Raw genomic sequence first — 22,838 nt, 5'->3', positions numbered from 1 at the left:
TTCCTGGCCCTTTCGACCCTTCGGACTAGTCACCACGCTTGGTGGCGTGATTGACGAGGTGTGACGACGAGACACCTCGAGCGTGCGCCGGGAATCTCAGGGTAAGGCGTTGGCCTGGCTAGCTGGCTGCCGCCGACGGATAATACGAGGTTATCCCGCATGAAAGGCAAGGAGTGATGACCGACACCGCTTCCACCACATCACCTACTCCGACCGGCCCGGCGTGGACTCGCTGGCTTTACCGAATCCTCGCCATCGTCGGCATCGCCGTCGGCATCGTTGTCATCATCGCCGTCGTCTATCTCCTCTTCGCTAAGTCGGACTGCTGCTCCATGATGAAAGCGGACCCGCCGGCAGCCCAGTCGAAGGATTGCTGTGCCTCAATGATGAAAGGCATGAAAATGCCGATGGAGAACAGGCCGAGCATGTCGCCGATGCCGAACATGCCCATGCCCGCCCCCGGCCGGTGAATGCCCTGGGGCCGGAGTTAGTCGGAAGCTGAGCCGCCCACGATTTACGCGACTCGGCGGCTATAACCGTCGCCCACCCGCTGAAAAGACGGCAGTTTTGGCGCCGCACTGGGGAAGGTGTCACTGTCCACGCCGACCACCGGGTTGTGACTTACGACGATCGGACTGTGCCGCTCGCCGAGGACTACCTCGACCTATGACGCTGAGCCGGTCGTGGCGGCGGTGATCATCGCATATCGTCCACAACAGCTACGGCTAGGCCGTACCGTTGAGGCCGAATACCGTGATTGCCCCCGAGGACATCTGGGATGACTGAAAAGGACACCGACGACACCGCGGCGGCCGCCGCCGATCCTCAAACCGTCGAGGTCACGGCTGCCAGAGAACTGGGCGAGGCCGGGCTGGCGTGGTCGGTCGACAACGACGCATCGGAAGTCGAGGGAGCACAAGATGATCGGCGGCCGTTGCCCGGTCTCTGCGGATTTGCTCGCCACCGTCGCCGCCGGCGCGTTAGTGATTACGGCGTTCATTTTGGGACGTGGCGACATAACGTATCGGGGCCCAGTTCGGCACCCGTCCCGCCGGCCACCACCGCGTCGTCGTCAATCGCCGCCGCGCCGCCACCTGCCGCTCCACCGCCCATCGCGGCACCAGCCATCCCGCCAGCGACATCAACACCACCGACCGTCACGGTTACCGCGGACAACCCCAGCCTGAAGTGCGGTCCGCCGATGGCCCACGGCGCTGTGCTCGGCCGGCCGTACGAGCCATATGGACCGACATTCGGCTACGCGGTCGATGGGTCGGTGCTGGCATGCCCGTCGTTCGGCAATTGGGTGCAAACAGCCGGATGGTCTGGCGTGCACGAGATCGGTGCACCCTGCCAAAGCGGCGAAGGCTCGGCCGTGTCGCCCCGCGGCATCGGCCTGGTATGTGTGTCGTCATCCCCATATGGCGCGAGTACGTGGCAACCCGGGCCGTAACGATCGACAGACCAGTCTGGATCGAGCGATTATGAGCCAAGTATTCGTGTTGGGGTCGGGATTCAGTCGCGCCATCAGCAATGAAATGCCGACCCTGAAAGAACTTTCGGAGGCCGTCAAAGCGAACTTGAAAGCGAAGGGAAAGCCCGATATCCCCGCGGCGTCGACTCCGATAGCAAATAATTTTGAACAGTGGCTGAGTTACCTCATTGAATCGCCACCCTGGCTTTCCGACGGCGAGCGGTTTCGTAATCGTGGCGCTTTCTCCGATGTCGCGCGCGCCGTGCATGATGTTCTCGCTGAGCGCGAAACCGCTGTGCGGGCTCATGAGGATTGCCCAGAGTGGCTAGGTCAATTGGTCGACTATTGGCAGCGCAACGAATGTCAAATAATCACGTTCAACTATGATCTGCTCGTTGAGGCGGCCTGGGCCGAGCAGGTGGGGGAGCAGCGGAGCATGGTCGAGCTGTATCCAATCCCTCTGACATTTACTAGTTCCCGAACGGGCTCGGTCTTGGGCGGGCTGAGACAACTCCCGCCTGGGATGCGCCTTTTAAAACTGCACGGGTCCTTAAATTGGAGATATTCGGGGCCGGACAGCCCACCGGGGGACACAATTTACATCACGGGGGTTGCGAGAGGATGGGCGCTCGACAAACACTACGGGAGCGATGACATGTTGTCGAGCGATCGCGATCCCATGATCGTTCCGCCGACGGCCGTAAAAAGTCCCTATTACGGCAATCGCACGCTTCGTCGGTTGTGGGCTTTGGCTGCGGAGGCACTGCAGGAAGCTGACGAATTGGTGATCATGGGCTTCAGCCTTCCCGAGAGTGATTTGATAGTTAGTTCGATGTTGGCGACGAATTTTGAGATCGCCGATGAGAGCACGATTACTCCAGTTGATTTCTCAGATCGAATAGTCGGCCGTGTCCTCGACACGTTCGGGCTCGAGGCCCCCGCCGCTGGTGCGATTGACGAACACGTAATCCCTCAGTACGCCGGCCAGGAAGAAAACGCTTTACCGAACTGGGTGGAGGCGTTCGCAGGCTAGCTGTGAGCGTCTCATGATTGTTGGGCCAACTGGGCGGCCAGCGTGCTGTTGCCGTCCTTTACGGATCGGCGTGAGCCGCTGACCGATGAAGCGTTCGCCATCGACCAGGAACGCACCGAGCGCTGTTCCGCGCCCCTGGGGTGCCGCGTTGGAGGGCATTCACCGTTCAGCGGAATTGTGCCACAAGCTTTTTGCCCAGCAGGCCTTGGTTTATGGTCTGGGGCAACAGGTTCCGGCGGTGGGTACGAAGCTGGATGCGATGGAGGTGGACCAAGATGATGACGGGGATGGGATGGACGTGCTGGCGTGTATGCGGGCCGACCGTGTCCGCGCCGACGTTGCACGCGCTTCCGGCTAATTCGGATCAGCCCTGATACGGGGACTGCGACTCTTTGATTTTGGTGTCGCGGAAGCCGTTTCGATCCAGTATCCGCCGCAGCGTGGCCTCGACCAGTTGGTGCTTCACCACTGGGCCTGTGATGACTTCGACTAAGGCTTCCCGTTCGAATGGCAGCGCCACGTACGGCTTGAACATGGTCGCGTCCCCCGGGCGGAACTGCACATCCACCGTTTCCAACGGCCCCTGGGCATAAACGGAGAACGGCTTACCCAGGCTGTTCACACCACGCCTGTAGGAAAGACTTCTGCCACCGATGTGTTCAGTGATGGTGATGCGGTGCTCTTGCTCATATTCCCACTCCGAGCGCTTCACCAGCGGCAGACGGTGTGCCAGGGCGTGGGTCTGGGATATACAGTTGGCCACGTTGCTGTCGAAGCTGTCGCTGGTCTCGCCGATCCGCTGCACCGAGTCAATTAGGCCATCTACGACGCGGTCCCGGGCGGCATCACCGTACGCGACCTTCTGTAGGTGTGCCCCCCATTTAAATTCCACTGTGTCAACAGAATTGGGACCTCGGGTGACGATCGCTTTCATTGGCGTCAACTGGCCATCGCGGCCGTGGCGATACTGGGGAACTTTAAGCGCAGCAATGTGTTCGGAGTCAAACCCGAGCGCCAGGCCGCGTCCATTGTCCCCGTAGCCACTCCACTGCTGGGCGCGCTGCGGGGTACAGCGATAGCAGCCTCTATGTCGCCAAGACGAACCGTCCCGACATCACGATGGCCGACAGGCGGGGCCGCAAGGGCTGTCACATGGTCCCTCGTCAACGCGGCGTGACGCCGACCCGGCCTCGTCCTGACTATTCCGAGAGAGAAGAGTCGCTGGCCGTGCGAGGTGCGCACAAACAGCGCCGGGGGCGCCTCCCACCCCCTCTAACCGCGGCTCAGCGCGCGAGTGGTAGACCAGCAACGTCCACGGTTGCCCGTAACGTTGTGATCGGGCTGGCACGCTCCTTTCGCTAGCCAAGCGGTGAGCGGTACACACCGAGGCGTGTGTTGCTCCATCCGCCAATTGCGTGGGTGAGGTGTCTGTGAATGTCCCAGTCGAAGGGAATTACTGAGTCTGGAATATTCGCGTAACCCCCATAACCGGCGAGCGTGGCGTCATCGACGTAGTGGATGGCGTAGTTGTATTTGTCCCAAAGTGGCGGGCGATTGAAAAGGAACCAAAAGTACGGGAAGTTTGCGTACACCGTCTCAGTGAGTCCCCGGAGGCCAGAAGTTGCGGCGTCTTCGATGTACATCTTTGGCGCGGATTCGAAGAAACCTGCAACTTCGTGGAGCACTGCCGCTAGCAGATACGCGACGTAAAGCGCCGCTAGAAGGACAGAGTCCTTCGCGTAAGGCCGCTTCATGCCGATGCAGTTCCACCGTCGTAGAAATTTGAGCGTTCATACAAAAGTCGCGCTGCATTATGTGTCGGATGAAGAAATTTACCGAGAAACGTGTAATGCGCTTCAATTCGAGCGATGACATCATTGTCCACAAGACCATTGAGTTCTAGGCACTGTAAAAGCGCATCGTAGGATAGGTAAAAGCGATAAAGGCCAGAAGCGTTTACCCGCTGATCCTTTTGCGCTTTCTTCATCTCAGGAGTCGGCTCATAGTATTCAAAATACTCGGAATCATTCAGCCGCATCGTTTCAGGATGGAACTCTTGAAACTGGAAGAAATGATACGGGATGATGAAAACGTCGTCATCTTCGCTGGTCAACCCTTCGAACACGTACATGATGTGGCGCTTAGCGCGAGGATATTTCGCTATGTAGAGTGCGCCTGTGCTGCTGGTCTTCTTATGTTCCTCAAGTTTGGCTTGCTGTTCTTTCAAGTACAGATCAAAGTCTTCGGGAGATTTCGATTCCAGGTTCTGCAATCGAAAGAATTTGCGTCCACGGCACATCAATATGAGCAGAAGATAATTTTCCAGTATCGCTCTGCTTAACCCCAACGAGTCTGCAATTTTATCTTTTGCGATAAGGTCTAAACAGGAATCAATCGTCTCGACGCGAAAATTTACAAACTCAAGCATATCGTTGTACACCGTATTATGAATGCCGGCGAATTGAATCTCTTGAAACCAACCTAGATATGCACTGATCATCTCGCGCGAGGAACTTAGTGCTTTTTCAATCTCATCCTCAATGCTAGCCACCCGCCGATCCTACGGCTACGACCATGCACAGGTAAATCAGTAAGTCTTCCATGCGCTGCGCAAGATTTCTTTTACCAGGCGACTATCTCCGCCATGGGTAGGCTGGACAGCTATTCGCTTGGGCTAGCCAAGACTCGGTAGACCCGTCGCTCTGCTCACACCAAGTGCCGAGGCGATAGTCGCTGCCGGTTCGCCCTGAGTGTGCATCCTTCGCGCAAGGCTGCACCGGCCACGCCACCCACGCAGACCACGTCGAGAACATCGCATCAACAGGCACCCCCCGAGCCAAGGCGCTCGGCCGCAAGCTGCAAGCCGCCTGCCCGTGGTGCCACGGCATCAAGACCCGACGCGAAGCAGCCGCAGCGCGACGCTGAGCACCCTCCGCGCACCCACTGAGCGGGGGAGGGGTGGGGACCCCGGTCCTCCCCGGGCCGGACACCGCTACGGCACTGCAAAAAATATTTTGTACGCTTCCCAAAACTTCGCTGATTGGCGCTCGGCGGGGTAGCACGGCCTCGAATTCGCGTGCATCGCAATGCTTTCCGTGGCGCGTAATCGCGTGTTGCACAAGGTATTTCGCCATGTCGGCGGTGTCAGAGGTGTCTGAAAGTTAACCCCCGAAATCCCCAGACCCGTACAGAACCCGAGCCGCAGTGCCTTATCGGCGTAGGGCGGCGGGGGTATCGGGGGTCCCCATCCCCGATCCCCTTTAGAGCAGTCCGGGGTGGCGTTCGGCTGACCGTTTGTTACGAGCCCCCCGACCGCGGCCCGCCACGGCAACAATGGCGGGTCAACTGAGGACTTCGGACCGGCCTTCATGGCACGCTTCTACCATGGCCTTCTACATCAGAGTGCAAAGCAAGCGCGTCGACCAATACGACGACGATCATGTCCTCGTTGTCCGCGATAGCGGCATCCTCGAAGTGACCAAGGACGGGGAACAGGTCATGCTGTACAGCCCGTCCCACTGGACGGAGGTAAAACCGGGTACTTATGAAAAGCAGCCCGCGACAATCCACCGCTGAGGTGTCCTAAGCGCTTCCACCTCGCCCAGAGTGTGTAACGCCGGCCCGCAGTGCTATTCGCCGGAGCCGGCCTTTTCATCGTTCCGGGTTTTCGTTCGCCAAATGGGCGAAGACCACATCGTCTTGATTACTGCGAGAACCGGAACACTAATCAGCGCACCGCCAGCGATCGGATTGTTGACTGCAAAAAAGACGATCGAGGCCACTGTGAAGATGAGGAGAAACACGACCGCCGTGGACCTATCCGTTTTGGCCTGTTCGATTTCCGCGGAAACGAGGCGGTCAAGCCGCGCTGAGTTGTCGACGGTTCGTGACTCAGCCATCCGGAATATCCGTTCAGGTGCGTCGGGCACGAGTTGGCGGTACTTTTCCATGTCCTCTGGACGTGCCAAAGGACCTGACCAGGAATATTCGACTTGTGTGGTTAAGCGCTCGATCCGCGCTAGGAGCTCGGCAGGCTCCGCAGATATCTCGCCGCCATCTCCAACGTCTCGCGGGTCTCGCGCGACCTGATCTCGACGCGATGCCGGCGGACGCCCTCTTCCCGCTCGAGTTCCTGACGCATTTCCTGCAGCCGGCCCGTCGGATTCGTCAAAATCCGATTCAGACCGCGCTCGATCGACGTCACCAGGTGACTGGCCTTGGGATTCCTGCCGATCGTCGTCATGCATCTAATCCTACCCGTTCGACCGAAGCGGTAACCGCTCGTGACCTGGTATTACACATGCTGTAATTCAGCTGCGAGCATACTAGACCACCTCACACTCGGCAGCAGCTTGCCGCAGGAGAACGAATCTAGCAACACTTGACAGACAGGGCGGCTATCGTCCGTACCCATGTCCGGTGAGAACCTCAGAGACCTTTCCAACGACACAGCAGAAGCGCTGCTGCAGGCAATCAAGAAAGAGGCTGGCGGGTCGTACGCTCCGGCGCAGCTCGAGCAGCTCGCGAATGCGTACGCGACCGTGCGGGGGGCTGCCCCGCGACCGCCTTCCGCGTCGCCGCGCATGGGCTGAGCCCAACTGCTTGGACGGCTAGGGCCAGCCGCGCACCAGATGAGCGGCAGCGGATTTCCGCTTTTCCGTGGCAGCACGGAAAAGGCAGGTCAGGCCCAGTAACAGCGCCTGACCTGCCTTCCGCCTTCGGTGACCTCAGTTCGGCTTAGGCCGCGTGCATGGTCATGAGCAGAGCAGCTCGGCCAGCTCGTTGTCCAGCTCGTCCATGCTGGCGATGCCGTGCCGCTGTAGCCGGCGCAGCGTCTCGTCGTGGCCGACCTTCCTTGCAAGCGCATTGGTGAGATCGAACAGCGCGACCCCGAGAGCGCGGGCGGGCATTGACTCGAAGTCGGGGATGGTGTGGTTGTGCATGGCTGGGCCTTCCGTCGTTGGGAAGTTCAGCGTGGCACTTGGCACCGACAGGTTCGGGAGTTTTGGCATGAGCTAGCTACCTCTCTATTTGGGTTGCTAGCGTTCCGGTTGACCAGTTCACATGTAGTTCACGTGGCCTGCTTTGTCGCTCAGATTGTGCCCCTGAGCATTACGAAAGCTGGTGCGCGATACTGGGATTGAACCAGTACACTCAGTTTGCTGACACTATGTATTTTACCAGCGTTTTTGGTATTCTACCTGCGCTGACCTCGAACAGTACAGCAGGAACCAAGCGGAAGCAAGAGGAAATGAGTGTGCTATGGTCAGGTCATATTCAGGTCATGACCTGAGATCGGAAAGGTGCACAGTGACGCGCGGAGCGGGTCGCAAAAGCCGCAAGACGGGCACTTTTGGGTCCGTCGACAAGCTGGCGACCGGCTACCGCGCGCGTTACTTCGGCCCCGATGGTCGCCGCTATAAGGCGCCAACCTTGTTCCTCACCAAAGGCGAGGCCCGCTCGTGGCTGTCACTGCGGCACGCGGAGATCATCCGCAAAGCGTGGGAACCGCCCGAAGTTGGCGAGAACTCACAGCCGAAGTTAACCTTCGACACCTACTCGAAAACGTGGATGGCTCAACGTGACCTCAAGGACCGCACGCGCGAGCACTACGACAAGCTGCTCGAGGCCCACATCGTGCCCGCGTTCGGCAACTTCCCGATCGCGTCCATTACCGCTGACGACGTCCGGGCGTGGCACGCCAAGATGGGAACGAAAACCCCAACCCTGCGCGCTCACGCCTACGGTCTGCTGCGCACAATCATGGGCACAGCTCTTAGTGACGGCAAGATCAAAGCGAATCCCTGTGTCATCCGCGGCGCCGGTAGCTCGCGACGTGTCCACAAGATCAGGCCAGCGTCACTTGACGAAATAGCGGCCATCGCCGAGGCCATGCCCGAACGCTATAGGCCGATGGTTCTGCTCGCTGCATGGTGCGCCTTGCGGTTCGGGGAACTGACCGAGCTGCGCCGCAAAGACATCACCCTCGTGCAGGCCGCCGACAGCGCCTACGGCGTTGTGCGCGTCGAGCGAGCCGTGGTCCGCGCCGGGGGAGGATTCCAAGCCACGACACCCAAGAGCGATGCCGGGCGGCGTGACGTCGAGATACCGCCGCACCTACTACCGGCCATCAGCGATCACCTAGCGCGCTTCGTAGAGCCCGATAAGGACGCATTGCTATTTCCCGCTCTACAGGGCGGGCACCTGGCGCCGGCCAGCCTCTACCGCCAGTTCTACAAGGCGCGCGCGAAAGCCAACCGGGATGATCTGCGCTGGCACGACTTACGGCATAGCGGCGCAGTGCTCGCCGCGGCCACCGGCGCCACGCTGGCGGAACTAATGGCACGCCTTGGTCATTCAACACCGGCCGCCGCCATGCGTTACCAGCACGCAGCCCACGGCCGCGACCGCCAGATAGCGAAACTGTTGTCGGAGCTCGTAACTGCCGACACGCCCAAGTGAGCCATGTAGAACATTTGTGCGTATAGCGGTGTAATGTAGGCGCTGCAGCACAGCCAACCTGCGCCTTTCGCGTGGGTTCCTTACATACGAGGAAGGCTCGTGCTGCAATGCCCGGCAGATCGAACAAGTACGTCTCCATCGCGGACGCCGCAGACTATCTAGGCGTCACCACCAGAACTATTCGGCAAATGATCGCCGATGGCCGCTTGCGCGGCTACCGCAGCGGTCATCGCCTCGTCCGCCTACGTATCGACGAGATCGACGCCGCCATGCAGCCTTTCGGCGGTGCGGTGGCATGAGCGCAAAAGAAAACCGCCCCCTGGTGCAATCGGGGGCGGAGTCCTTATCAACTGGTACCCCGTACTCTACCCTGCGTTCCCAGTTGAAGCGACGACGCGACACGGCGCGCCGGTCAGTGCCACTAGACTGCGGCTGTCGGGACCCGTGGATCTGCAAGTGCACCCAGCCGCCACTCACCGACGCCGCTCTAGACGGCTGGCGCGCCGCCGCCGAACACGTCTTGGCGTGCGGCCACATGCCGCTGACGCCCTTGGAAGTTCGGCGCGCCTTGTATCGCCGCCCAGCCGACCGCGACCTAGCGATTCGGCTACATGAAGGCTGCGGCGGAGCCGTCGCATGACTGTCGACCGCTCCGGCGAACTACGCGAGATGTACGAGGCCGAGTCTGATGACGTACTGGTCACAATGCGCAGCGGAAGGTGGCTCGACGCTCAGCAGTTCCCACCACTGCAATGGACGGTGCCCGGTGTCATCCCGGAAGGCTTCGGCCTACTGGTAGCACCACCAAAAGCCGGGAAGTCTTGGCTCGCAGCGGGTATCGGCCTAGCCGTAGCCTCGGGTGGAATAGCCCTGAACCGCCTGCACGTGAGCCAACGCCCAGTCCTGTATCTCGCGCTCGAGGACGGGTATCGCCGGCTACAGGATCGCTTTCGGACGATCACGGCTAATCAGCCGATACCCGAAGCGATCAACGTCATCATCCGCGCGCAAACCCACGAAGTGCTGCCAATGATCGCCGAATTCCTGAGCCGCCAGACTGCGCCATCCCTGGTCATCCTGGACACACTCGGAAAAGTCAAGCCGCCCAAGGCATCATACGAAGACTCCTATCAGACTGACTACAAGATCGGTAGCCGGCTCAAGGAAACGGTAGACGCCTCACCGGGATCGACGCTGCTCGTCGTGCACCACAGCCGCAAAGCCGAAGCCGCCGACTTCGTCGACGCAGTCAGCGGTACCCAAGGCATCGCAGGCTCAGCGGATTTCGTGCTCGTGCTCTCACGCAAACGCCACCAGGACGAGGCCGTGCTAGCCGTGACCGGGCGCGACCTCGCCGAAGGCGAATACGCACTCAGGGCAGACGGCGGACTGTGGAGCCTTGACGGCTACACGCTCGCTGAAGCAGCGAAAGCCGTCGACAGCCGCCGCGCCCAAAGCCAGCTCGGCGACGACACACGCGAGATTCTCGACCTCGTAAACCAGCGCCCCGAAACGAAAGCCGCAGACGTCAGCGAGAAGCTTGGCATCGACGCGCACAAAGCGCGCACCTACCTAGCGAGATTGGCTGAGACAGGACGCATTCAGAAGGCAGGCCGCGGTACGTACAGAGGTGTTGCATCCGTTGCAAGTGTTGCGTCGTCTTCTATGCACGCAACACCTGCAACGGTCGCAACAGCGGTTGGAAGTGACTATTCCTGATGACACCAGCCCATCCAGCAAACAAGTTCATCGCCACTCACCATCGCGTCCTTATTAGACACGATGCGGAAGCGACCCGTGAACATGACCTCGATTGACGATGCGGTGTATCTCGCACAGGGCACATTCGCGCAGGTCAGAAGGGCAAACAGTGGTGAGCAGCGCAAAACCGCAGGTGGGGGGCTTGCAATCTCTGGCGGATGGTCCCTGTTGCGACCCCCTCAACGGCCTGTGTGATTTGCCAACAAAAAGAAAAAGGGGCCAAAACAGGCGAAAAACCTAACCCGCTATTGCACACGGCCAATTCCAGCTAACGAAGGAGCAAATTAGTGGAAGTCAGCAAATGCCCGAAGTGCGGAAGTCCGCTCGGCCCTCCCGGTGCGTCGGGTGGACGGCCACGACGGTGGTGTTCGCGAGGATGCCAGCGGTCCGGTGAGGCGGAAATGCGCCGCATCAATAACCTGCTCAAACGTCTTGAGCTGGACAAGGCGCGCCTTCAGCAGCACGGCCTCGCTAAAGGCCTCGAGAAGCTCGATCCGGTTATCGCTGAGTGGCAGCGGAAATACGACCATTTGGCCGGTGTTCACGTGGGCGCCGAGAAAAGATGACAAACATGAACGAACATAACCGCACCAATTTTCGCGTCCTCCTCGACGAGATCGCCAAGTTCGACCTTATGGACTCTACTGTGCCGATGGATGTGCTGAACCACCGATTCAAGCTCATCGAGGTTGTTCAGAAGGATCTAGAGGAGGACGCCGATGCCCCGGACAGTGCGATCGTCAGTGAGATCGCTGAAGCGGCGCACGCGGTGTGTTTGTCGAGTCGCGGTGTGGGTGCCACGCAGCGACTCCTACGTGCCCTGGTGACTGGGGTGAAGGCCGCCTACGCGCTGGGATGACACGCGTTTTATGGCTTGAAACCGCTACCGAAACGTCTTACAAGCGTGTAATTTGGTAGTCGCAACCGCAGGCTTCCCGCCGGGCTCCCGCCGACGACCGCCGCTGACGTTAAGTCTCCCGCCGCCGCCGACCGCAGCTTTCGACCGCTAGCCGTTCACCGGAGCAATCCCCATTTCGTTGTGCACGAAAAACGTGCTCTGACTGCACTTTTGCGAAGGAAATTCCCTATGAATATGGACGACGTTCGCCGCCGAGCGCGGGAACTTGAGGTCGAGCTTGACGGCAAGAAAGCTTTGCTCGATGCCGGCGAGATCAGCGCGAAGGCCTACAACGACAGCGTTGACGCCGCTTTCGAAGAGACGGCGCGCCTGAAGGCGATGCAGAAGGCTTTCCGGGAGGGCAATCAGGCCGTGGCTCGCCAGGAGGCGGCTTTCAGCGGTTCGACGCTGGAAACCAAGGCTTTTGGCGTCAGTCCTAAGCCGCCTACCCCGATGGACATCACTCCGGCGCAGTTGAAGGCGCTGGAGATGGCGATGGACGCCAAGATGCCGTTCCAGATTGAGATCGGAACGAAGGGTGGGGAGCAGGCGCCGTGGATGGCAGGGATCACCACCAAGTCCGCGGTATTGGAATCCGGTATCTCTGGTGGCTTTTCCGGCAATCTGCCCCCGGTCCAGACCCCGTACGCGGTGGGTCTCGGCTATGAGCCGACGCGGATCGCGTCTCTGCTGCCGGGCGCCGCGATGCCGGGACCGAGCGCGGCGTGGCTTTCCCACACGGCCAACTCGGCTGAGGTCGCCGCGGTCGCTGAGGGTGGCACGAAGGGCGACATTGGGCCGACGATCACCGAAAACCAAGTGAGACCGCAGAAGATCGCCGGCCTTGTGTCCACGAGCCTTGAGGCGTGGCAGGACACCAGCGCTTACGGTCAGGCGGCGCTGAGCTCGTGGCTACCGCAGGAGTTGACGCGCTCGCTGATCAACGCTGAGAGCGAGTTTCTGCTCTTGGCGACCACGGCCGGATCGAACTCCTACAGCGGCGGTCCCACTAACGCGACGTTCAACGGGCTGCTCAACGTCTCTGGCACGCTGACCCGCGCAGTGGGTAGCGATACCCCGTTGGACGCGATGAATAAGGCGTACATCGACGTCAGAACGGGGGCGGCGTTCGCCGAGCCGGATCTGGTGATCATGCACCCGACAACCTGGGGTGCGCTGCGCCGCGAGAAGTCGTCATTCGGCACCTACATTCTCGACCAGGCCACCGGGCCGCTCGGGTTGACCGCGGACGGCTCCCCGGCGTCGGCCGGCCCAGCCGGTGAGCCCAACGCGTTTTCAATCATCAAACAGGGGACGCCGGCCTCGTACGGGAGCTTGTGGGGTGTCAGGGTGGCGTGCACCACCCAATGTCCCGCGGGTACGTCGATCGTGATGAGCGTGCGCGCCGGCGGCGGCATCTTCTGGACACGCCTCGGGCTGCTCTTGCAGTTCAACCCGTGGGGTGACACGGAGTGGACCACCAACACCTTCAGCTGGCGCGCGGAAGAACGTGTCGCGCTGAGCGTTCCGCGTCCGACTGCCGTCAACATCGTGACCGGGTTGCCGACGTCGTGAGGCCACTGACCTGGGATCAGCTGCAGTCCTGCACCGGGCCGTGGCCGTTCGATGAACGGGGCCTGCCGTTGTCTGCCGATCTTGAGGTCAAGGTTACCCCCGAAGTTGTCTTCCTCACGACAAGCGAGAAGGGAATCAAGGTGGCTGAAACGCCAAGCGCCACAATGAAAGTCAAAGTTAACGGGAATTACCGTGTCGTTCACGGCAAGCCGTACACCGGCGGCGACGTATTCGATGCGCCCGACGACGAACAAACAAGGCTATGGATACGGGCCGGATGGGTCACCCCAGTGCCGGCCACTAAGAAAGCGAGTGCATAAATGTCAGGTCTTCAAACAGGACAGGTCAGCGTCGGCACCACCGCAACATTGGTGTGCAGCGTGGGTGCTGTCCCCGATTCCGACGGGGTGCTGATCAATTCCAGCGCGGCGGCTTTCATCGGCGGCCCTGGTGTCACCGCCTCGACCGGCTTCCCGGTAGGAATCAATACGCCCGTGAAATTTCCGACCACGGGCGCGGAACCAGTAGCGGTGTATGCGATCACGTCGTCCGGTACGGCGACTGTCAGTTACGCATTCCCCGGCTGATGGACTGCTCTCGGCGTGCAGCGCGCCACGTGGAAGCCCCCATCTTCCACGGGCCCGTAATGGAGGCGGTTACTACCTGGCCGCTGACCGTGTACGCCGGGAGCTCGGCGACCCCCATCCGTAACCCCTTTCAGCGGGTGGGGGATTCGCATCCCAGGGGCGGTGAAAGGGAGGGCCGTCACGAGCCTATGGGTGCCGTCTCTGGGATACCCCGACTTAGAAAAGGTGCGCGCTGATGGCCGACGACGATCAACGGGTCGTCTGCGACCTGGGCGTCGGGTCCGCCCTCCTTTTGCGGGTGTTGCTTCGGGGGCTGGGTCGCACCGGCAACGTTGGGGAGGTTCGTCATCGACCCCAACATGCCGCCGACGATTTTCTTGAACCAGCCGCCCTGTCCGATAGCGGGGGCGCCCATCTGGCCGCCCGCCAGGCCGAACGTTTCCGGGAGCGCCATCGCAGCAGCGGCGGCCATCTTGCCGCCCTCCTGGATCGCCAGATTCATTTCCTGCATACCGATCTGGGCCGCCATTCCGCCGCCGCCGAACCCGAACATCGTCGCGGCCATCACCCCGGCCTGTTCCGCCATGCCCAGCGCGCCGCCACCTGTGACGCCGATACCGGAGCCGTGGCCCATCTGCTGCTGCTGGATAGGCCGGCTCGTCGGCGGTTCGGGCTGGGTTGTGATATTCGGGTCCGGCGCAGGAGCGGGTGCGGCGACGGGGCCGCCCCCTTCGTCGAAGTGCGACAGTTTACCGCTGTTAATAGCCCGCAACAAAGGCAGATTCGCTTGCGTCGCATCAGGATTGACGACGAACTCGCCGCCCTCAAGACCAATCGGCCGACCGCCGACGCTGCCGAGATGGTTGTCGTATCCCGGCGAATCGCCCGGGATCATGCCGCCGCCGAAGTGGTGATCTTGCGGGGCGATCGACGGTATCGAAGACGACGAGGAATAGCCGGGCCAATACTTCGGTGCTGTCGGTTGTCCCATGCCCAGGCCAGAAAGCGCTTTGTTCCGCGGATCGCTCGCTGCTGCGCTGGGTGATGCTGCGCCTGGCAGCGATACCCCGCCGAGGACTTGCGACAGCGAGATTCCGCCCAGACTCACGCTCGACGCCATGATGGTGGCCGAGCCTGCTTCGACCGTGGCGGTCTGCGCCTGCACGTTCGAGCTGCCGCCAGAGCCGCCACCGTCACGGACAACGGGGGTGGGTACGTAATTCGCGGGGAGGGAAGGATATCCCCGCAGATTTGACCGCATGTTCAGTGGGTCGGATGCGTCGTCGGGCGTGTCCAGTGGCGCGAACGACGGCAGCTGCGACGTTGGTGTCATCGATGGCTGCGCCTGCGGCATCCCCAACTCCGGGAGCGAAATCACGGGCCGCGGAAACTCCCCACCCCTATTCGGTCCTCTTCCGCCATTGAGGAAGTCGTCGGCGCCGCGAAAGAGGAAGTCGTCGGTGATGACCTGTTTCGGCAAGTGATATGCGGCGTATCCGCCGGCCGCTAGCAACGCCGCCGGGATCGCTACTTCTGGGCCTAGAAGACTTGTGCCCAGGCCGGCCTCGCCGCCTAGTTTCAAGGCACCTTTTAGCTCGTCGACTACGCCGAGAGTGTCTTTGATGGTGTCGTGCGTGTCATTGAATACCTGAAGGGTGTTGGTTAGCCCGTCCTGCAAGCTGTCCGGCAACAATCCGTGAAACGCGGACCCGAGATCGTTGACTCCCTTGCTGATGTCGCCGGATTTGAAAGCGTGCAGGCCGGTGCTGAAGTTGTGGACTTTTCCGGTGACCTTGTCGACGCGGTCACCGAGATCGGAGATGGTGTCGCCGATGGTGTGTCCGATCGAACCGACGTTGTCGAGATGCACACCGAAGGCTTCGCCGATTCCTGTGATCAGGTCAGTGGTGCCTCGGACGGTCTTTTCGATGTCGTCTAGAGCGCCGCGCACGTCTCCGCTTTTGACCTCGTCGCGAAGCCCGCGGCCGAGGTCTTTGATCGAGTCCTTGACGTCTTGGTCGAGATAATCTTTGAACGCATCGCCGATAGACCGGCTCACGTCCTTGACGTGATCGCCGATCGACGACGTGGCGTCTTTGATGCTGTCGCCGATGTTCTTGCCGACGTCTTTGAACTTGTCCCGAAGACGCCCCTCAGCCTCGTTGAAAGAAGCCTCATCAACTCTGGCTTTAACCTCGATGAATATCGTGTCATCGTCGGTGCACCGATCGAATCGGGCAGAGTCGGGCTGACTATCACCCCGTCGATCGGACTGTCCGGGGTCATGAGGATACCTGTCCTCTACGACGCCACCGGCCAGCTCGCATCAGCATCCATAGGGTCTCCGATCACCAGTGGCTCATGGACACACACCGCAACCGCGGGCGCCTACGTGATCGCAGACATATACATGGACCGCGCCACCACAGTGACGTCGTGTACCTACGCAGGCACCCCCATGGGTTTGTTGGAGAACATCTCCCTGACGACCGGCTACAGCGGCGACGCCGTGCAATACCGATTCGGCTTGGCAAATGTCCCAGGCGGCGCAAGCACCATCGCATTCGCGCTGTCCACCCCATCGCGCGGCGCCGCCGGCTCCCTCTCGTACCTGAACGTTTCCAACGTTGTATCCACGGTCGGCACGACCGGATCAACGGGCCCAACACAATCCGTCACTTGCTCTTACGACCAAATGATCGTCGAAGCCACCACCGGATACCGGGGCGCGGGCATCACAGTGTCATTGACACCCGCGGGCGGTACAAACCGCTACAACCAGAGCGGCACCGACGCCGCCCTAGCAGTAAGCGACGCGAACTCGTCCACCACATTCTCGGCGGGCGGCACCGTCAGCACGTGGGGCGCCATCGCGACCGTCTTGAGCTCGTACTAGAAAGCAAAGGCTTAGTAAAAGCACGTTGTCCCGATGTCGCATGTTGAGCAACCCGAAGCGGTCAACGGGACAACAGCAATAACAAGGGCGACCAGGATTCTGCCGAAACGCGACATGATGCATCCTCCATCAAAGCCAAGACGCTGCAGATTCGAATGGTACGCCACGTGACCTGCTTAAAGGGTCAGATTTACTTGAGAACCTTTCGGGTGTACGCCGGCGCCAACAGGTTCGCCAGCGAAGCAAGCTCAAAAGTAGTCAGATCGTCCAGGCCGACGACATCGGTCATATGCGCCACTTCCGAGAGGTAGGCCGGTCGGCGGGATTCAATCGGGATAATCGGTGCACACCGGCGCGCGCGAGTACTTTTCTGCATGTCGAACTCCTCTGGTAGTTCGGCCACACCCCGGGGCTGTTCGCGCAGCCGCCAGGGCCTTCCGCGTTATGCGGTAAGACCGCGGATGAAAGGGTGTCGGTGGTCGTGGACACCCCTTGGCGGACCTCCGTCAATGTCCGCTGTTACTTCAGCCCGTAATCGCAGATAGCGGCGATCACGATGGCACCAGCGAGGATGACCTCAAGCGGATTCAAGCCATCGCCGACCGCCAGCAATAAGACGACGAAACCTACCGCCGTCAACGCTGCGGCAACCTTGCGGTTCCTGCCAGTCATGGTCAATACCTCTCGGTGATTTGCCAGCCAACCGAGAGCGTCAGGTCATATCTAGGTCACGCGGACCAGTCGGGGTTTGAAAAAGTGCCCCTGACATGCATCAAATCTGGTGCGCGATACTGGGATTGAACCAGTGACCTCTTCCGTGTCAGGGAAGCGCTCTCCCGCTGAGCTAATCGCGCCGGGGAAACCAAAAGCTTGGAGGTGGAGACGGGAATCGAACCCGTGTGCACGGCTTTGCAGGCCGTTGCCTCACCACTCGGCCACTCCACCGTTGGGGTCCACGCCACTTGCACCTTCGAGCGGATGACGGGATTCGAACCCGCGACCCTCACCTTGGCAAGGTGATGCGCTACCAACTGCGCTACATCCGCGCGCCTCGGACGAGATCGTCGCCCGGTGCGAAGCACGACGATAGTCCACGTGAGCGGGCACATACAAATTTCTTGGTACGAGCCGTGTCTAGGCTATCGCGTCGCGCCCGGCATGCCGATGCGGCCGGTATCGTCGGGGTCTGCACGTGCTAGTCTTCGACGTCGTTCGCCATCTCGGCGCCGGTCCCGTGGCTCAGTGGGAGAGCGTCCGCTTCACACGCGGAAGGTCGCTGGTTCGATCCCAGCCGGGACCACTTGTATTGTCGCAGCTAGACTAGGGTATCTAGCCTTACGAAGCAGGACCGATGTTATCTCGGTGTTATCCGGTTCGCCAGTTCTCCGCAGCAAGAGAGGCCTCCGCAAGGTGCGGAGGGCCCCGGCGACGGCGGTCACCGTCCCGGGGTATGGCCCAACTGCTAAGGAGCTGGACATGCCGAACAATACCTTCCCCGTCCCCGCTGGCGCACTGCGTGTTTACGAGTGGCAGCTTGGTCCCACCGGCCCGGATGGCGCTCCCAATGTGTATCGCCGTTTCGTCGGCAGCTCGTGGGGCTCAGATCGCTTCGCGGTCGGCATCGACGGCCTGCAGCACGGCGACGGCAGTGTCGAGCGGTTCATCTATCTCGACAAAGACCTTGGCCTAGAGGATGTAACTGCTAAGCAGGCCCGCCGGCTTGCTCGTGCGCTGATCGCTGCGGCCGACGATTACGACCGGCTGAACGACGTTGGCGGGGCATCGAAATGACCAGCGACGCTCAGCTTTTGCATGCCACGCTCTGTTTTCTCGCCGACCGAATGGGCGCCGACCACCCTGATATCTGGGTGGCTCGGGCGGTGCTTTCGGCAACCGGCGGGCAACGGCCCACGCAGGCCGGGGTGGATGCCCTCTGCTACGTGGCAGACGAACAGAGGCGCTTTGAGGATTTGGTGCGGGCCGATCTGGCAGTGCTCCGATGATCCGCGACTTACCCTTTTCTCACCGAGAGGGAGCGAAGCTATCCACGATGGACGCACACGACGATGGTGACGACACCCAGGCCGCCATCACTGATGACGCCAACACTGCCGTCGTAGACAGCGGCGGTACAACTAGGTGTTCCGTAGAACACCAAGTCGCGGCCGACGAACTGGCGTGGTCGGTTGAAGACTCCGCGCCGGAAGTCGTATCGAATCGCCGCCCACTGTCACTACCCTTGCGGCTGCTGCTGATTAGCGTCCTCGTCGGCGCGGTGGGCTTGGCTGCGTTTGTGTTGGGTGGCCGCGCGTTGCCGGTTGTGGCGCGGCATATCGCGGTGCCCGCGGTCTCGGTTCCGGCCAGTTCCAGCCCACCGCAGTCGATTCCTCCGCCAACGGTTGCGGAATTGCCACCACCACCGCCGCCGCTCACGCCGGATGAGGTCTACCTACGGGGGCTTGAGCGGATTGGGATACGCAACACCCTCAATCGTGCGAACGCCATCCATGTGGGCCACCAAATCTGCGACGACTTCGCCACCGGGTCCACCTTCGAGGACATAAGGCGCGCGGGGATGAAAAGCAACCCCAGCCTCTCCGTCGCCAACGTTGACGACATCACCCGTGTCTCCGTGACCGCGTATTGTCCGCAGTATCGGGAACTGCTCCACTAGAACAGGCAGGCTCCGGATCGCCGAGGGCGTCGGTAGATGTGTGGGGTGTTTTCCCTCTCGGTTTTACGCGTGGGACACGGTGGCGATACCGGCCGCATTCCAGTTGATTTGGAAGGTGCCGTTGGTATCGGAAACGTCAGCACCGAAGTCGACATAGCTGATTAGCGGGTTGGTGCTGGCCGAACCCGGGGTGACGTCAACGATCGCGGCGTAGCGTGCGGTGAGAGTGGAGCTACTCCACGAGATGTCGTCGGCGTCTACGGTGAGTGTTTTCGTGCCCGTGTTGTAGGTGACGGTCACTCCCGTGAGTGTTTTGCCGCCCGACGTGTAGCCGGTGCCCACCGCCTCTCCGGTGAGGTCGGACAGGTAGCGATGTGTGTCCGACGGCACGTAGGAACTGGTGAGCAGCATGACGTTGAGGGTGTCGCTGCCAAGGTCGATTTCTTTATTGGCGAGGGATTCCAGGACCCCGCCGTACAGGGTTGCGGAGATGCTCATGGGTGTGTGTTTTGACCTTTCGTGGTTTGGTTCCGGTTAAATCCGGCAGTAGCTTTCGTGGGTTTTGCCCCCCTTAGGGGCTGAACGGAATCAGCGGGACGGCAGCGCCTAGCCAGTCATAGTTGGCGCCGGGCGCGGTAGCGCTGAAACTCAGTGATGCCGCACCGTTGGCATCTCCGATCACAAGCGGTTCGTTGGCTCCCGATGCACCGGCGATGTTGTATCTACTGGTCTGGTTGTAGCTCGCGAACGCTCCCGAGGTGGCGTCTGCGCAGGTGAAGGCTTGCGCCACCATCTGCCCGTCTCCGGAGGGCACCGACAGGGACGCCGCAGTGGTGCTGCCCAAGCCGTGTCGGCTGCCAGGGACAAGGGGCCAGCTCGGCGCCGGTTTTGCCATGAGCATGGGACCACCCGTTTGCCAGTGATGGGACCACCTGGCTAGCTGTTTTGCCAGTTATGGGACCACCCGGCGTGGCGTCGGGGCTTCCGGTTGCTCGGCCGCTGTATTGGCCGAATGAGCTACCGGGAGGTTTCTGTGATCGAAGTCAAGGAGATGTTGCGGCTGTGGCTGGATGGTCGCGGGTATCGGGAGGTGGCCCGGCTCTCGGGCACCGACCGCAAAACGGTGCGCCGGTATGTGGATCGGGCGCGCGCGTGCGGGCTGGACCGTGATGGCGACGCCTGTCAGCTGACTGACGAGCTGTTGGCGGCGGTGATCGCCGAGGTGCGGCCGAGCCGGCCCAACGGCAAGAGCCAGACGTGGGAGATCATCGACACTCAGCGTGAGCAGGTCCAGGCGTGGCTGAAACAGGACTTGACCTTGACGAAGGTGCACACGCTACTGGGCAGGCGCGGAGTGGTGGTGTCGTATCGCACGTTGCATCGATATGCCACAACGGAATTGGGCTTTGGGCAACGGCGGGCCACGGTGCCGGTGGCCGATTGTGAGCCCGGCAGCGAACTGCAGGTCGACTTCGGTCGACTCGGGCTGCTCACCGACATCGAGGACGGCCGCCGGCGGGTGGTGCATGGGTTGATCTTCACCGCGGTGTATTCGCGGCACATGTTCGTTTGGCCCACCTACCGGCAGACCCTGGGCGAGGTGATCGCCGGGTTCGAAGCGGCGTGGGTGTTCTTTGGTGGGGTGTTCGCGGTGGTGATCCCGGACAACATGAAGACCATCGTGGATAAGGCTGATGCGACCGACGCGAAGCTCAACGACGCATTTCGCGAATATGCCCAGGCTCGGGGATTCGCTGTGGACCCCACCCGCATCCGCAGCCCCCGCGATAAGCCTCGCGTCGAACGCTGCGTCCAATATGTGAGATCGAATTTCTTTGCCGGAGAAGACTTTCGGAACCTGAGTGACTGCCGCGCGCGAGCTGAGCAGTGGTGTGGGCAGGTGGCCGGGATGCGAATCCACGGCACCACCCGGTGCCGCCCGGTCGAGGTGTTCGCCGCCGAGGAGCTACCCCAACTCAAGCCGGTGCCCAACGAGGTGTTCGACATCCCGACCTGGAGCCGGCCCAAGGTGGCCCCGGATCGGCATGTGCAGATCGCGCGGGCGCTTTACAGCGTTCCCGGCGAGCTGATTGGCCGCCGCCTCGATGCCCGCGTGGATGCGCATACGGTCAAACTGTATTGGCGCGGTGAGCTGATCAAGGTCCACCCCGTGGTGGGTCCGGGGCGCCGCCACACCGATCCCGCCGACCTGCCCGCTGAGGTGTCGGTCTATGCCATGCGGGATCTGAACACGTTGCAGCGCAAGGCAGCCACCCACGGCACCCATGTCGGCGTCTACGCCGCCGCGGTGTTAGAACACCCGCTGCCGTGGACCAAGATGCGCCAGGTCTACCGCCTGTTGGGATTGGTGCGCCGCCACGGCGCGGAGGCGGTCGATGATGCCTGCCGACGCGCGCTGGACGCCGAGGTCATCGACGTCGGCCTGATCGAGCGCATGCTCACCCGTGGCGCCGGTGCGCAGCTGCCGCTGATCCCCAAGCCGTCGCCCACGGCATCCAGATTCGTGCGCGCCGCCACTGACTTTACGGTGCGGAGGCCATCATGAGCCCCGCCCGTCCTGACGCCACCCCAGCGGTCAAGCCGATCGAGATCTCTGCAGACCTCAAAGTCCTGATGCGCCGTCTTAAGCTCGGCCAGCTGCTCGACACCCTGCCCGAACGGCTCGCCTTGGCACGATCCAATCGGTTGCCGCATCACGATTTCCTGGAGATGCTGCTGGCCGATGAGGTCACCCGCCGCGACCGCAAATCCGCCCAACTACGCGCCAAGGCGGCCCGTCTGGATCCGCAGATGCAGTTACAGGCCTGGGACGATACCGCCGCGGTCAGCTACGACCGCCAGTTGTGGGCAGAGTTGACCTCGCTGCGGTTTTTGGCCGACGCCTACAACGTGCTCATCATGGGCCCGGTCGGGGTCGGAAAAACGTTCCTGGCCAACGCCTTAGGACACATCGCGGTCCGACGTCACCACAGCGTGCACACCGAACGCGCCGACAAACTCTTCAAACGCCTACGCGGGGCACGGCTAGACGGCAGCTATGAAGACGAGGTACGCAAACTGCACCGCGTCGAGCTACTCATCATCGATGACCTCGCGTTGCACCGGCTTGAAACCACCGAGACCAATGACTTCTATGAAATCATCGTGGAACGCCACCGCACCGCCTCAACGATCATCACCAGCAACCGCGAACCCCCAGAGATTCTCACCATGATGGCCGACCCACTGCTGGCGCAGTCGGCGATGGACCGGCTCCAATCCGCGGCCTACGAACTCGTCGTCGAAGGCGAGTCCTACCGGCAACGTCAGAAACCCCGCCCCGCAAAGCCGGTCAATTCGGACCAGCCGAATTGACCAGCAGCCATCTCGTCAGTCACCATCACAACGGCCAGTAACCGGAAACAACCGGTCCCATGCTCATGGCAAAACGGTGGTCCCATCACCCTGGCAAGCGACA

General features: G+C 61.3%; 29 protein-coding genes, 4 tRNA genes and 1 pseudogene. 20 read left to right on the top strand and 14 right to left on the bottom strand.

From position 1 onward, the window contains the following. Positions 1-176: 176 nt before the first annotated feature. The 3 genes from K883_RS27830 to K883_RS00130 all read left to right on the top strand — a co-directional run bounded on the left by K883_RS27830 (position 177) and on the right by K883_RS00130 (position 2,865). A complete protein-coding gene (locus K883_RS27830; RefSeq protein ID WP_162143675.1) occupies positions 177-470 on the top strand; it encodes a hypothetical protein in 294 nt (97 codons plus the stop codon). Between the two features lie 1,014 nt (positions 471-1,484). Further along, positions 1,485-2,507: an SIR2 family protein gene (locus tag K883_RS00135; RefSeq protein WP_020823074.1), complete on the top strand. Its 1,023-nt coding sequence runs from the start codon at positions 1,485-1,487 to the stop codon at positions 2,505-2,507. A 148-nt stretch (positions 2,508-2,655) separates the two neighbouring features. After that, positions 2,656-2,865, top strand: coding sequence for a hypothetical protein (locus K883_RS00130; RefSeq protein ID WP_020823073.1), 210 nt, complete (start codon positions 2,656-2,658; stop codon positions 2,863-2,865). 6 nt (positions 2,866-2,871) lie between these two features. Here K883_RS00130 and K883_RS00125 read toward each other — a convergent pair. The 3 genes and pseudogenes from K883_RS00125 to K883_RS27415 form a co-directional block, all read right to left on the bottom strand. Continuing rightward, positions 2,872-3,546: pseudogene (locus tag K883_RS00125) on the bottom strand (DUF2971 domain-containing protein); the annotation flags it as partial. Between the two features lie 319 nt (positions 3,547-3,865). Continuing rightward, a complete protein-coding gene (locus K883_RS00120) occupies positions 3,866-4,261 on the bottom strand; it encodes a hypothetical protein (protein ID WP_036453308.1) in 396 nt (131 codons plus the stop codon). Beyond that, positions 4,258-5,058 carry a hypothetical protein gene (locus tag K883_RS27415; protein ID WP_020823070.1) on the bottom strand — a complete coding sequence of 267 codons (801 nt, stop codon included), beginning with the start codon at positions 5,056-5,058 and terminating at the stop codon, positions 4,258-4,260. The genes K883_RS00120 and K883_RS27415 overlap by 4 nt, the downstream gene beginning before the upstream one ends. An 833-nt stretch (positions 5,059-5,891) precedes the next feature. Here K883_RS27415 and K883_RS00110 point away from each other — a divergent pair. Continuing rightward, a complete protein-coding gene (locus K883_RS00110; protein WP_020823069.1) occupies positions 5,892-6,083 on the top strand; it encodes a hypothetical protein in 192 nt (63 codons plus the stop codon). 53 nt (positions 6,084-6,136) lie between these two features. Here the strand turns inward: K883_RS00110 and K883_RS00105 are convergent, their stop codons facing one another. Together K883_RS00105 and K883_RS00100 are read right to left on the bottom strand one after the other, a co-directional pair. Next, complete coding sequence (locus K883_RS00105) at positions 6,137-6,457, bottom strand: hypothetical protein (RefSeq protein WP_020823068.1); 321 nt, start codon at positions 6,455-6,457, stop codon at positions 6,137-6,139. A 68-nt stretch (positions 6,458-6,525) separates the two neighbouring features. Continuing rightward, positions 6,526-6,750, bottom strand: a complete 225-nt coding sequence (locus K883_RS00100; protein WP_020823067.1) for a hypothetical protein — start codon at positions 6,748-6,750, stop codon at positions 6,526-6,528. Positions 6,751-6,919: 169 nt separating this feature from the next. Here K883_RS00100 and K883_RS27410 point away from each other — a divergent pair, with 169 nt between their 5' ends. Continuing rightward, on the top strand, positions 6,920-7,099 hold the full coding sequence (locus tag K883_RS27410; protein WP_104150870.1) for a hypothetical protein: 180 nt from the start codon (positions 6,920-6,922) through the stop codon (positions 7,097-7,099). 162 nt (positions 7,100-7,261) lie between these two features. Here the strand turns inward: K883_RS27410 and K883_RS00095 are convergent, their stop codons facing one another. Further along, entirely contained in the window at positions 7,262-7,519 is a 258-nt protein-coding gene (locus K883_RS00095; RefSeq protein ID WP_131820900.1) for a hypothetical protein, read from the bottom strand. 298 nt (positions 7,520-7,817) lie between these two features. Between K883_RS00095 and K883_RS00090 the strand changes: the two genes are divergently transcribed. The 8 genes from K883_RS00090 to K883_RS27395 all read left to right on the top strand — a co-directional run bounded on the left by K883_RS00090 (position 7,818) and on the right by K883_RS27395 (position 13,790). Beyond that, entirely contained in the window at positions 7,818-8,969 is a 1,152-nt protein-coding gene (locus K883_RS00090; RefSeq protein WP_036453304.1) for a tyrosine-type recombinase/integrase, read from the top strand. Between the two features lie 107 nt (positions 8,970-9,076). Continuing rightward, positions 9,077-9,268, top strand: a complete 192-nt coding sequence (locus K883_RS00085; RefSeq protein WP_036453302.1) for an excisionase family DNA-binding protein — start codon at positions 9,077-9,079, stop codon at positions 9,266-9,268. Positions 9,269-9,605: 337 nt separating this feature from the next. Further along, positions 9,606-10,688, top strand: a complete 1,083-nt coding sequence (locus tag K883_RS00080; protein ID WP_036453301.1) for an AAA family ATPase — start codon at positions 9,606-9,608, stop codon at positions 10,686-10,688. Positions 10,689-11,131: 443 nt separating this feature from the next. Then, positions 11,132-11,296 (top strand): hypothetical protein, encoded by a 165-nt coding sequence (locus K883_RS27405; protein ID WP_156035607.1) that lies wholly within the window; start codon positions 11,132-11,134, stop codon positions 11,294-11,296. Between the two features lie 5 nt (positions 11,297-11,301). After that, positions 11,302-11,589 carry a hypothetical protein gene (locus K883_RS00075; protein WP_131820901.1) on the top strand — a complete coding sequence of 96 codons (288 nt, stop codon included), beginning with the start codon at positions 11,302-11,304 and terminating at the stop codon, positions 11,587-11,589. Between the two features lie 228 nt (positions 11,590-11,817). Next, positions 11,818-13,203, top strand: a complete 1,386-nt coding sequence (locus K883_RS00070) for a phage major capsid protein (protein ID WP_081914337.1) — start codon at positions 11,818-11,820, stop codon at positions 13,201-13,203. Next, a complete protein-coding gene (locus tag K883_RS27400; RefSeq protein ID WP_131820902.1) occupies positions 13,200-13,523 on the top strand; it encodes a hypothetical protein in 324 nt (107 codons plus the stop codon). The genes K883_RS00070 and K883_RS27400 overlap by 4 nt, the downstream gene beginning before the upstream one ends. Beyond that, entirely contained in the window at positions 13,524-13,790 is a 267-nt protein-coding gene (locus K883_RS27395; protein WP_131820903.1) for a hypothetical protein, read from the top strand. Positions 13,791-13,968: 178 nt separating this feature from the next. On the opposite strand, the gene K883_RS00065 is transcribed toward K883_RS27395, so the two are convergent. Beyond that, positions 13,969-15,849, bottom strand: coding sequence for a hypothetical protein (locus K883_RS00065; protein WP_036453296.1), 1,881 nt, complete (start codon positions 15,847-15,849; stop codon positions 13,969-13,971). Between K883_RS00065 and K883_RS27390 the strand changes: the two genes are divergently transcribed. Then, positions 15,805-16,686: a hypothetical protein gene (locus tag K883_RS27390; RefSeq protein ID WP_131820966.1), complete on the top strand. Its 882-nt coding sequence runs from the start codon at positions 15,805-15,807 to the stop codon at positions 16,684-16,686. The genes K883_RS00065 and K883_RS27390 overlap by 45 nt on opposite strands. 190 nt (positions 16,687-16,876) lie before the next feature. Here the strand turns inward: K883_RS27390 and K883_RS27385 are convergent, their stop codons facing one another. From K883_RS27385 to K883_RS00045, 5 genes are all read right to left on the bottom strand, one after another. Further along, positions 16,877-17,062, bottom strand: coding sequence for a hypothetical protein (locus K883_RS27385; RefSeq protein ID WP_131820967.1), 186 nt, complete (start codon positions 17,060-17,062; stop codon positions 16,877-16,879). Positions 17,063-17,205: 143 nt separating this feature from the next. Continuing rightward, positions 17,206-17,358 carry a hypothetical protein gene (locus tag K883_RS27380; protein ID WP_156035605.1) on the bottom strand — a complete coding sequence of 51 codons (153 nt, stop codon included), beginning with the start codon at positions 17,356-17,358 and terminating at the stop codon, positions 17,206-17,208. 107 nt (positions 17,359-17,465) lie between these two features. Then, positions 17,466-17,540 (bottom strand) — tRNA-Val (locus K883_RS00055). A gap of 17 nt (positions 17,541-17,557) precedes the next feature. Further along, positions 17,558-17,631 (bottom strand) — tRNA-Cys (locus K883_RS00050). A gap of 28 nt (positions 17,632-17,659) precedes the next feature. Next, positions 17,660-17,732: transfer RNA gene (locus K883_RS00045), tRNA-Gly, on the bottom strand. A gap of 182 nt (positions 17,733-17,914) precedes the next feature. Between K883_RS00045 and K883_RS00040 the strand changes: the two genes are divergently transcribed. From K883_RS00040 to K883_RS00025, 4 genes are all read left to right on the top strand, one after another. After that, positions 17,915-17,986, top strand: a tRNA-Val gene (locus K883_RS00040). A gap of 176 nt (positions 17,987-18,162) precedes the next feature. Next, positions 18,163-18,477, top strand: a complete 315-nt coding sequence (locus K883_RS00035; RefSeq protein WP_131820968.1) for a hypothetical protein — start codon at positions 18,163-18,165, stop codon at positions 18,475-18,477. Beyond that, complete coding sequence (locus K883_RS00030; protein WP_036453290.1) at positions 18,474-18,689, top strand: hypothetical protein; 216 nt, start codon at positions 18,474-18,476, stop codon at positions 18,687-18,689. Before K883_RS00035 ends, K883_RS00030 begins: the two co-directional genes overlap by 4 nt. Positions 18,690-18,736: 47 nt before the next feature. After that, on the top strand, positions 18,737-19,360 hold the full coding sequence (locus K883_RS00025; RefSeq protein ID WP_157895596.1) for a DUF732 domain-containing protein: 624 nt from the start codon (positions 18,737-18,739) through the stop codon (positions 19,358-19,360). A 63-nt stretch (positions 19,361-19,423) separates the two neighbouring features. Here the strand turns inward: K883_RS00025 and K883_RS00020 are convergent, their stop codons facing one another. Next, a complete protein-coding gene (locus tag K883_RS00020) occupies positions 19,424-19,858 on the bottom strand; it encodes a hypothetical protein (protein ID WP_020823063.1) in 435 nt (144 codons plus the stop codon). A gap of 73 nt (positions 19,859-19,931) precedes the next feature. Next, complete coding sequence (locus tag K883_RS00015; protein ID WP_156035603.1) at positions 19,932-20,204, bottom strand: hypothetical protein; 273 nt, start codon at positions 20,202-20,204, stop codon at positions 19,932-19,934. A 168-nt stretch (positions 20,205-20,372) separates the two neighbouring features. Here K883_RS00015 and istA point away from each other — a divergent pair, with 168 nt between their 5' ends. Together istA and K883_RS00005 are read left to right on the top strand one after the other, a co-directional pair. Continuing rightward, positions 20,373-21,926 carry an IS21 family transposase gene (istA, locus tag K883_RS00010; protein WP_033712892.1) on the top strand — a complete coding sequence of 518 codons (1,554 nt, stop codon included), beginning with the start codon at positions 20,373-20,375 and terminating at the stop codon, positions 21,924-21,926. Continuing rightward, complete coding sequence (locus tag K883_RS00005; RefSeq protein WP_014711800.1) at positions 21,923-22,735, top strand: ATP-binding protein; 813 nt, start codon at positions 21,923-21,925, stop codon at positions 22,733-22,735. The genes istA and K883_RS00005 overlap by 4 nt, the downstream gene beginning before the upstream one ends. Positions 22,736-22,838: the final 103 nt, after the last annotated feature.

Origin of the sequence: Mycobacterium sp. TKK-01-0059 (assembly GCF_000709305.1) — a bacterium.
Lineage (GTDB): Bacteria > Actinomycetota > Actinomycetes > Mycobacteriales > Mycobacteriaceae > Mycobacterium > Mycobacterium intracellulare.
This window is presented reverse-complemented; position numbering and strand designations above follow the sequence as displayed.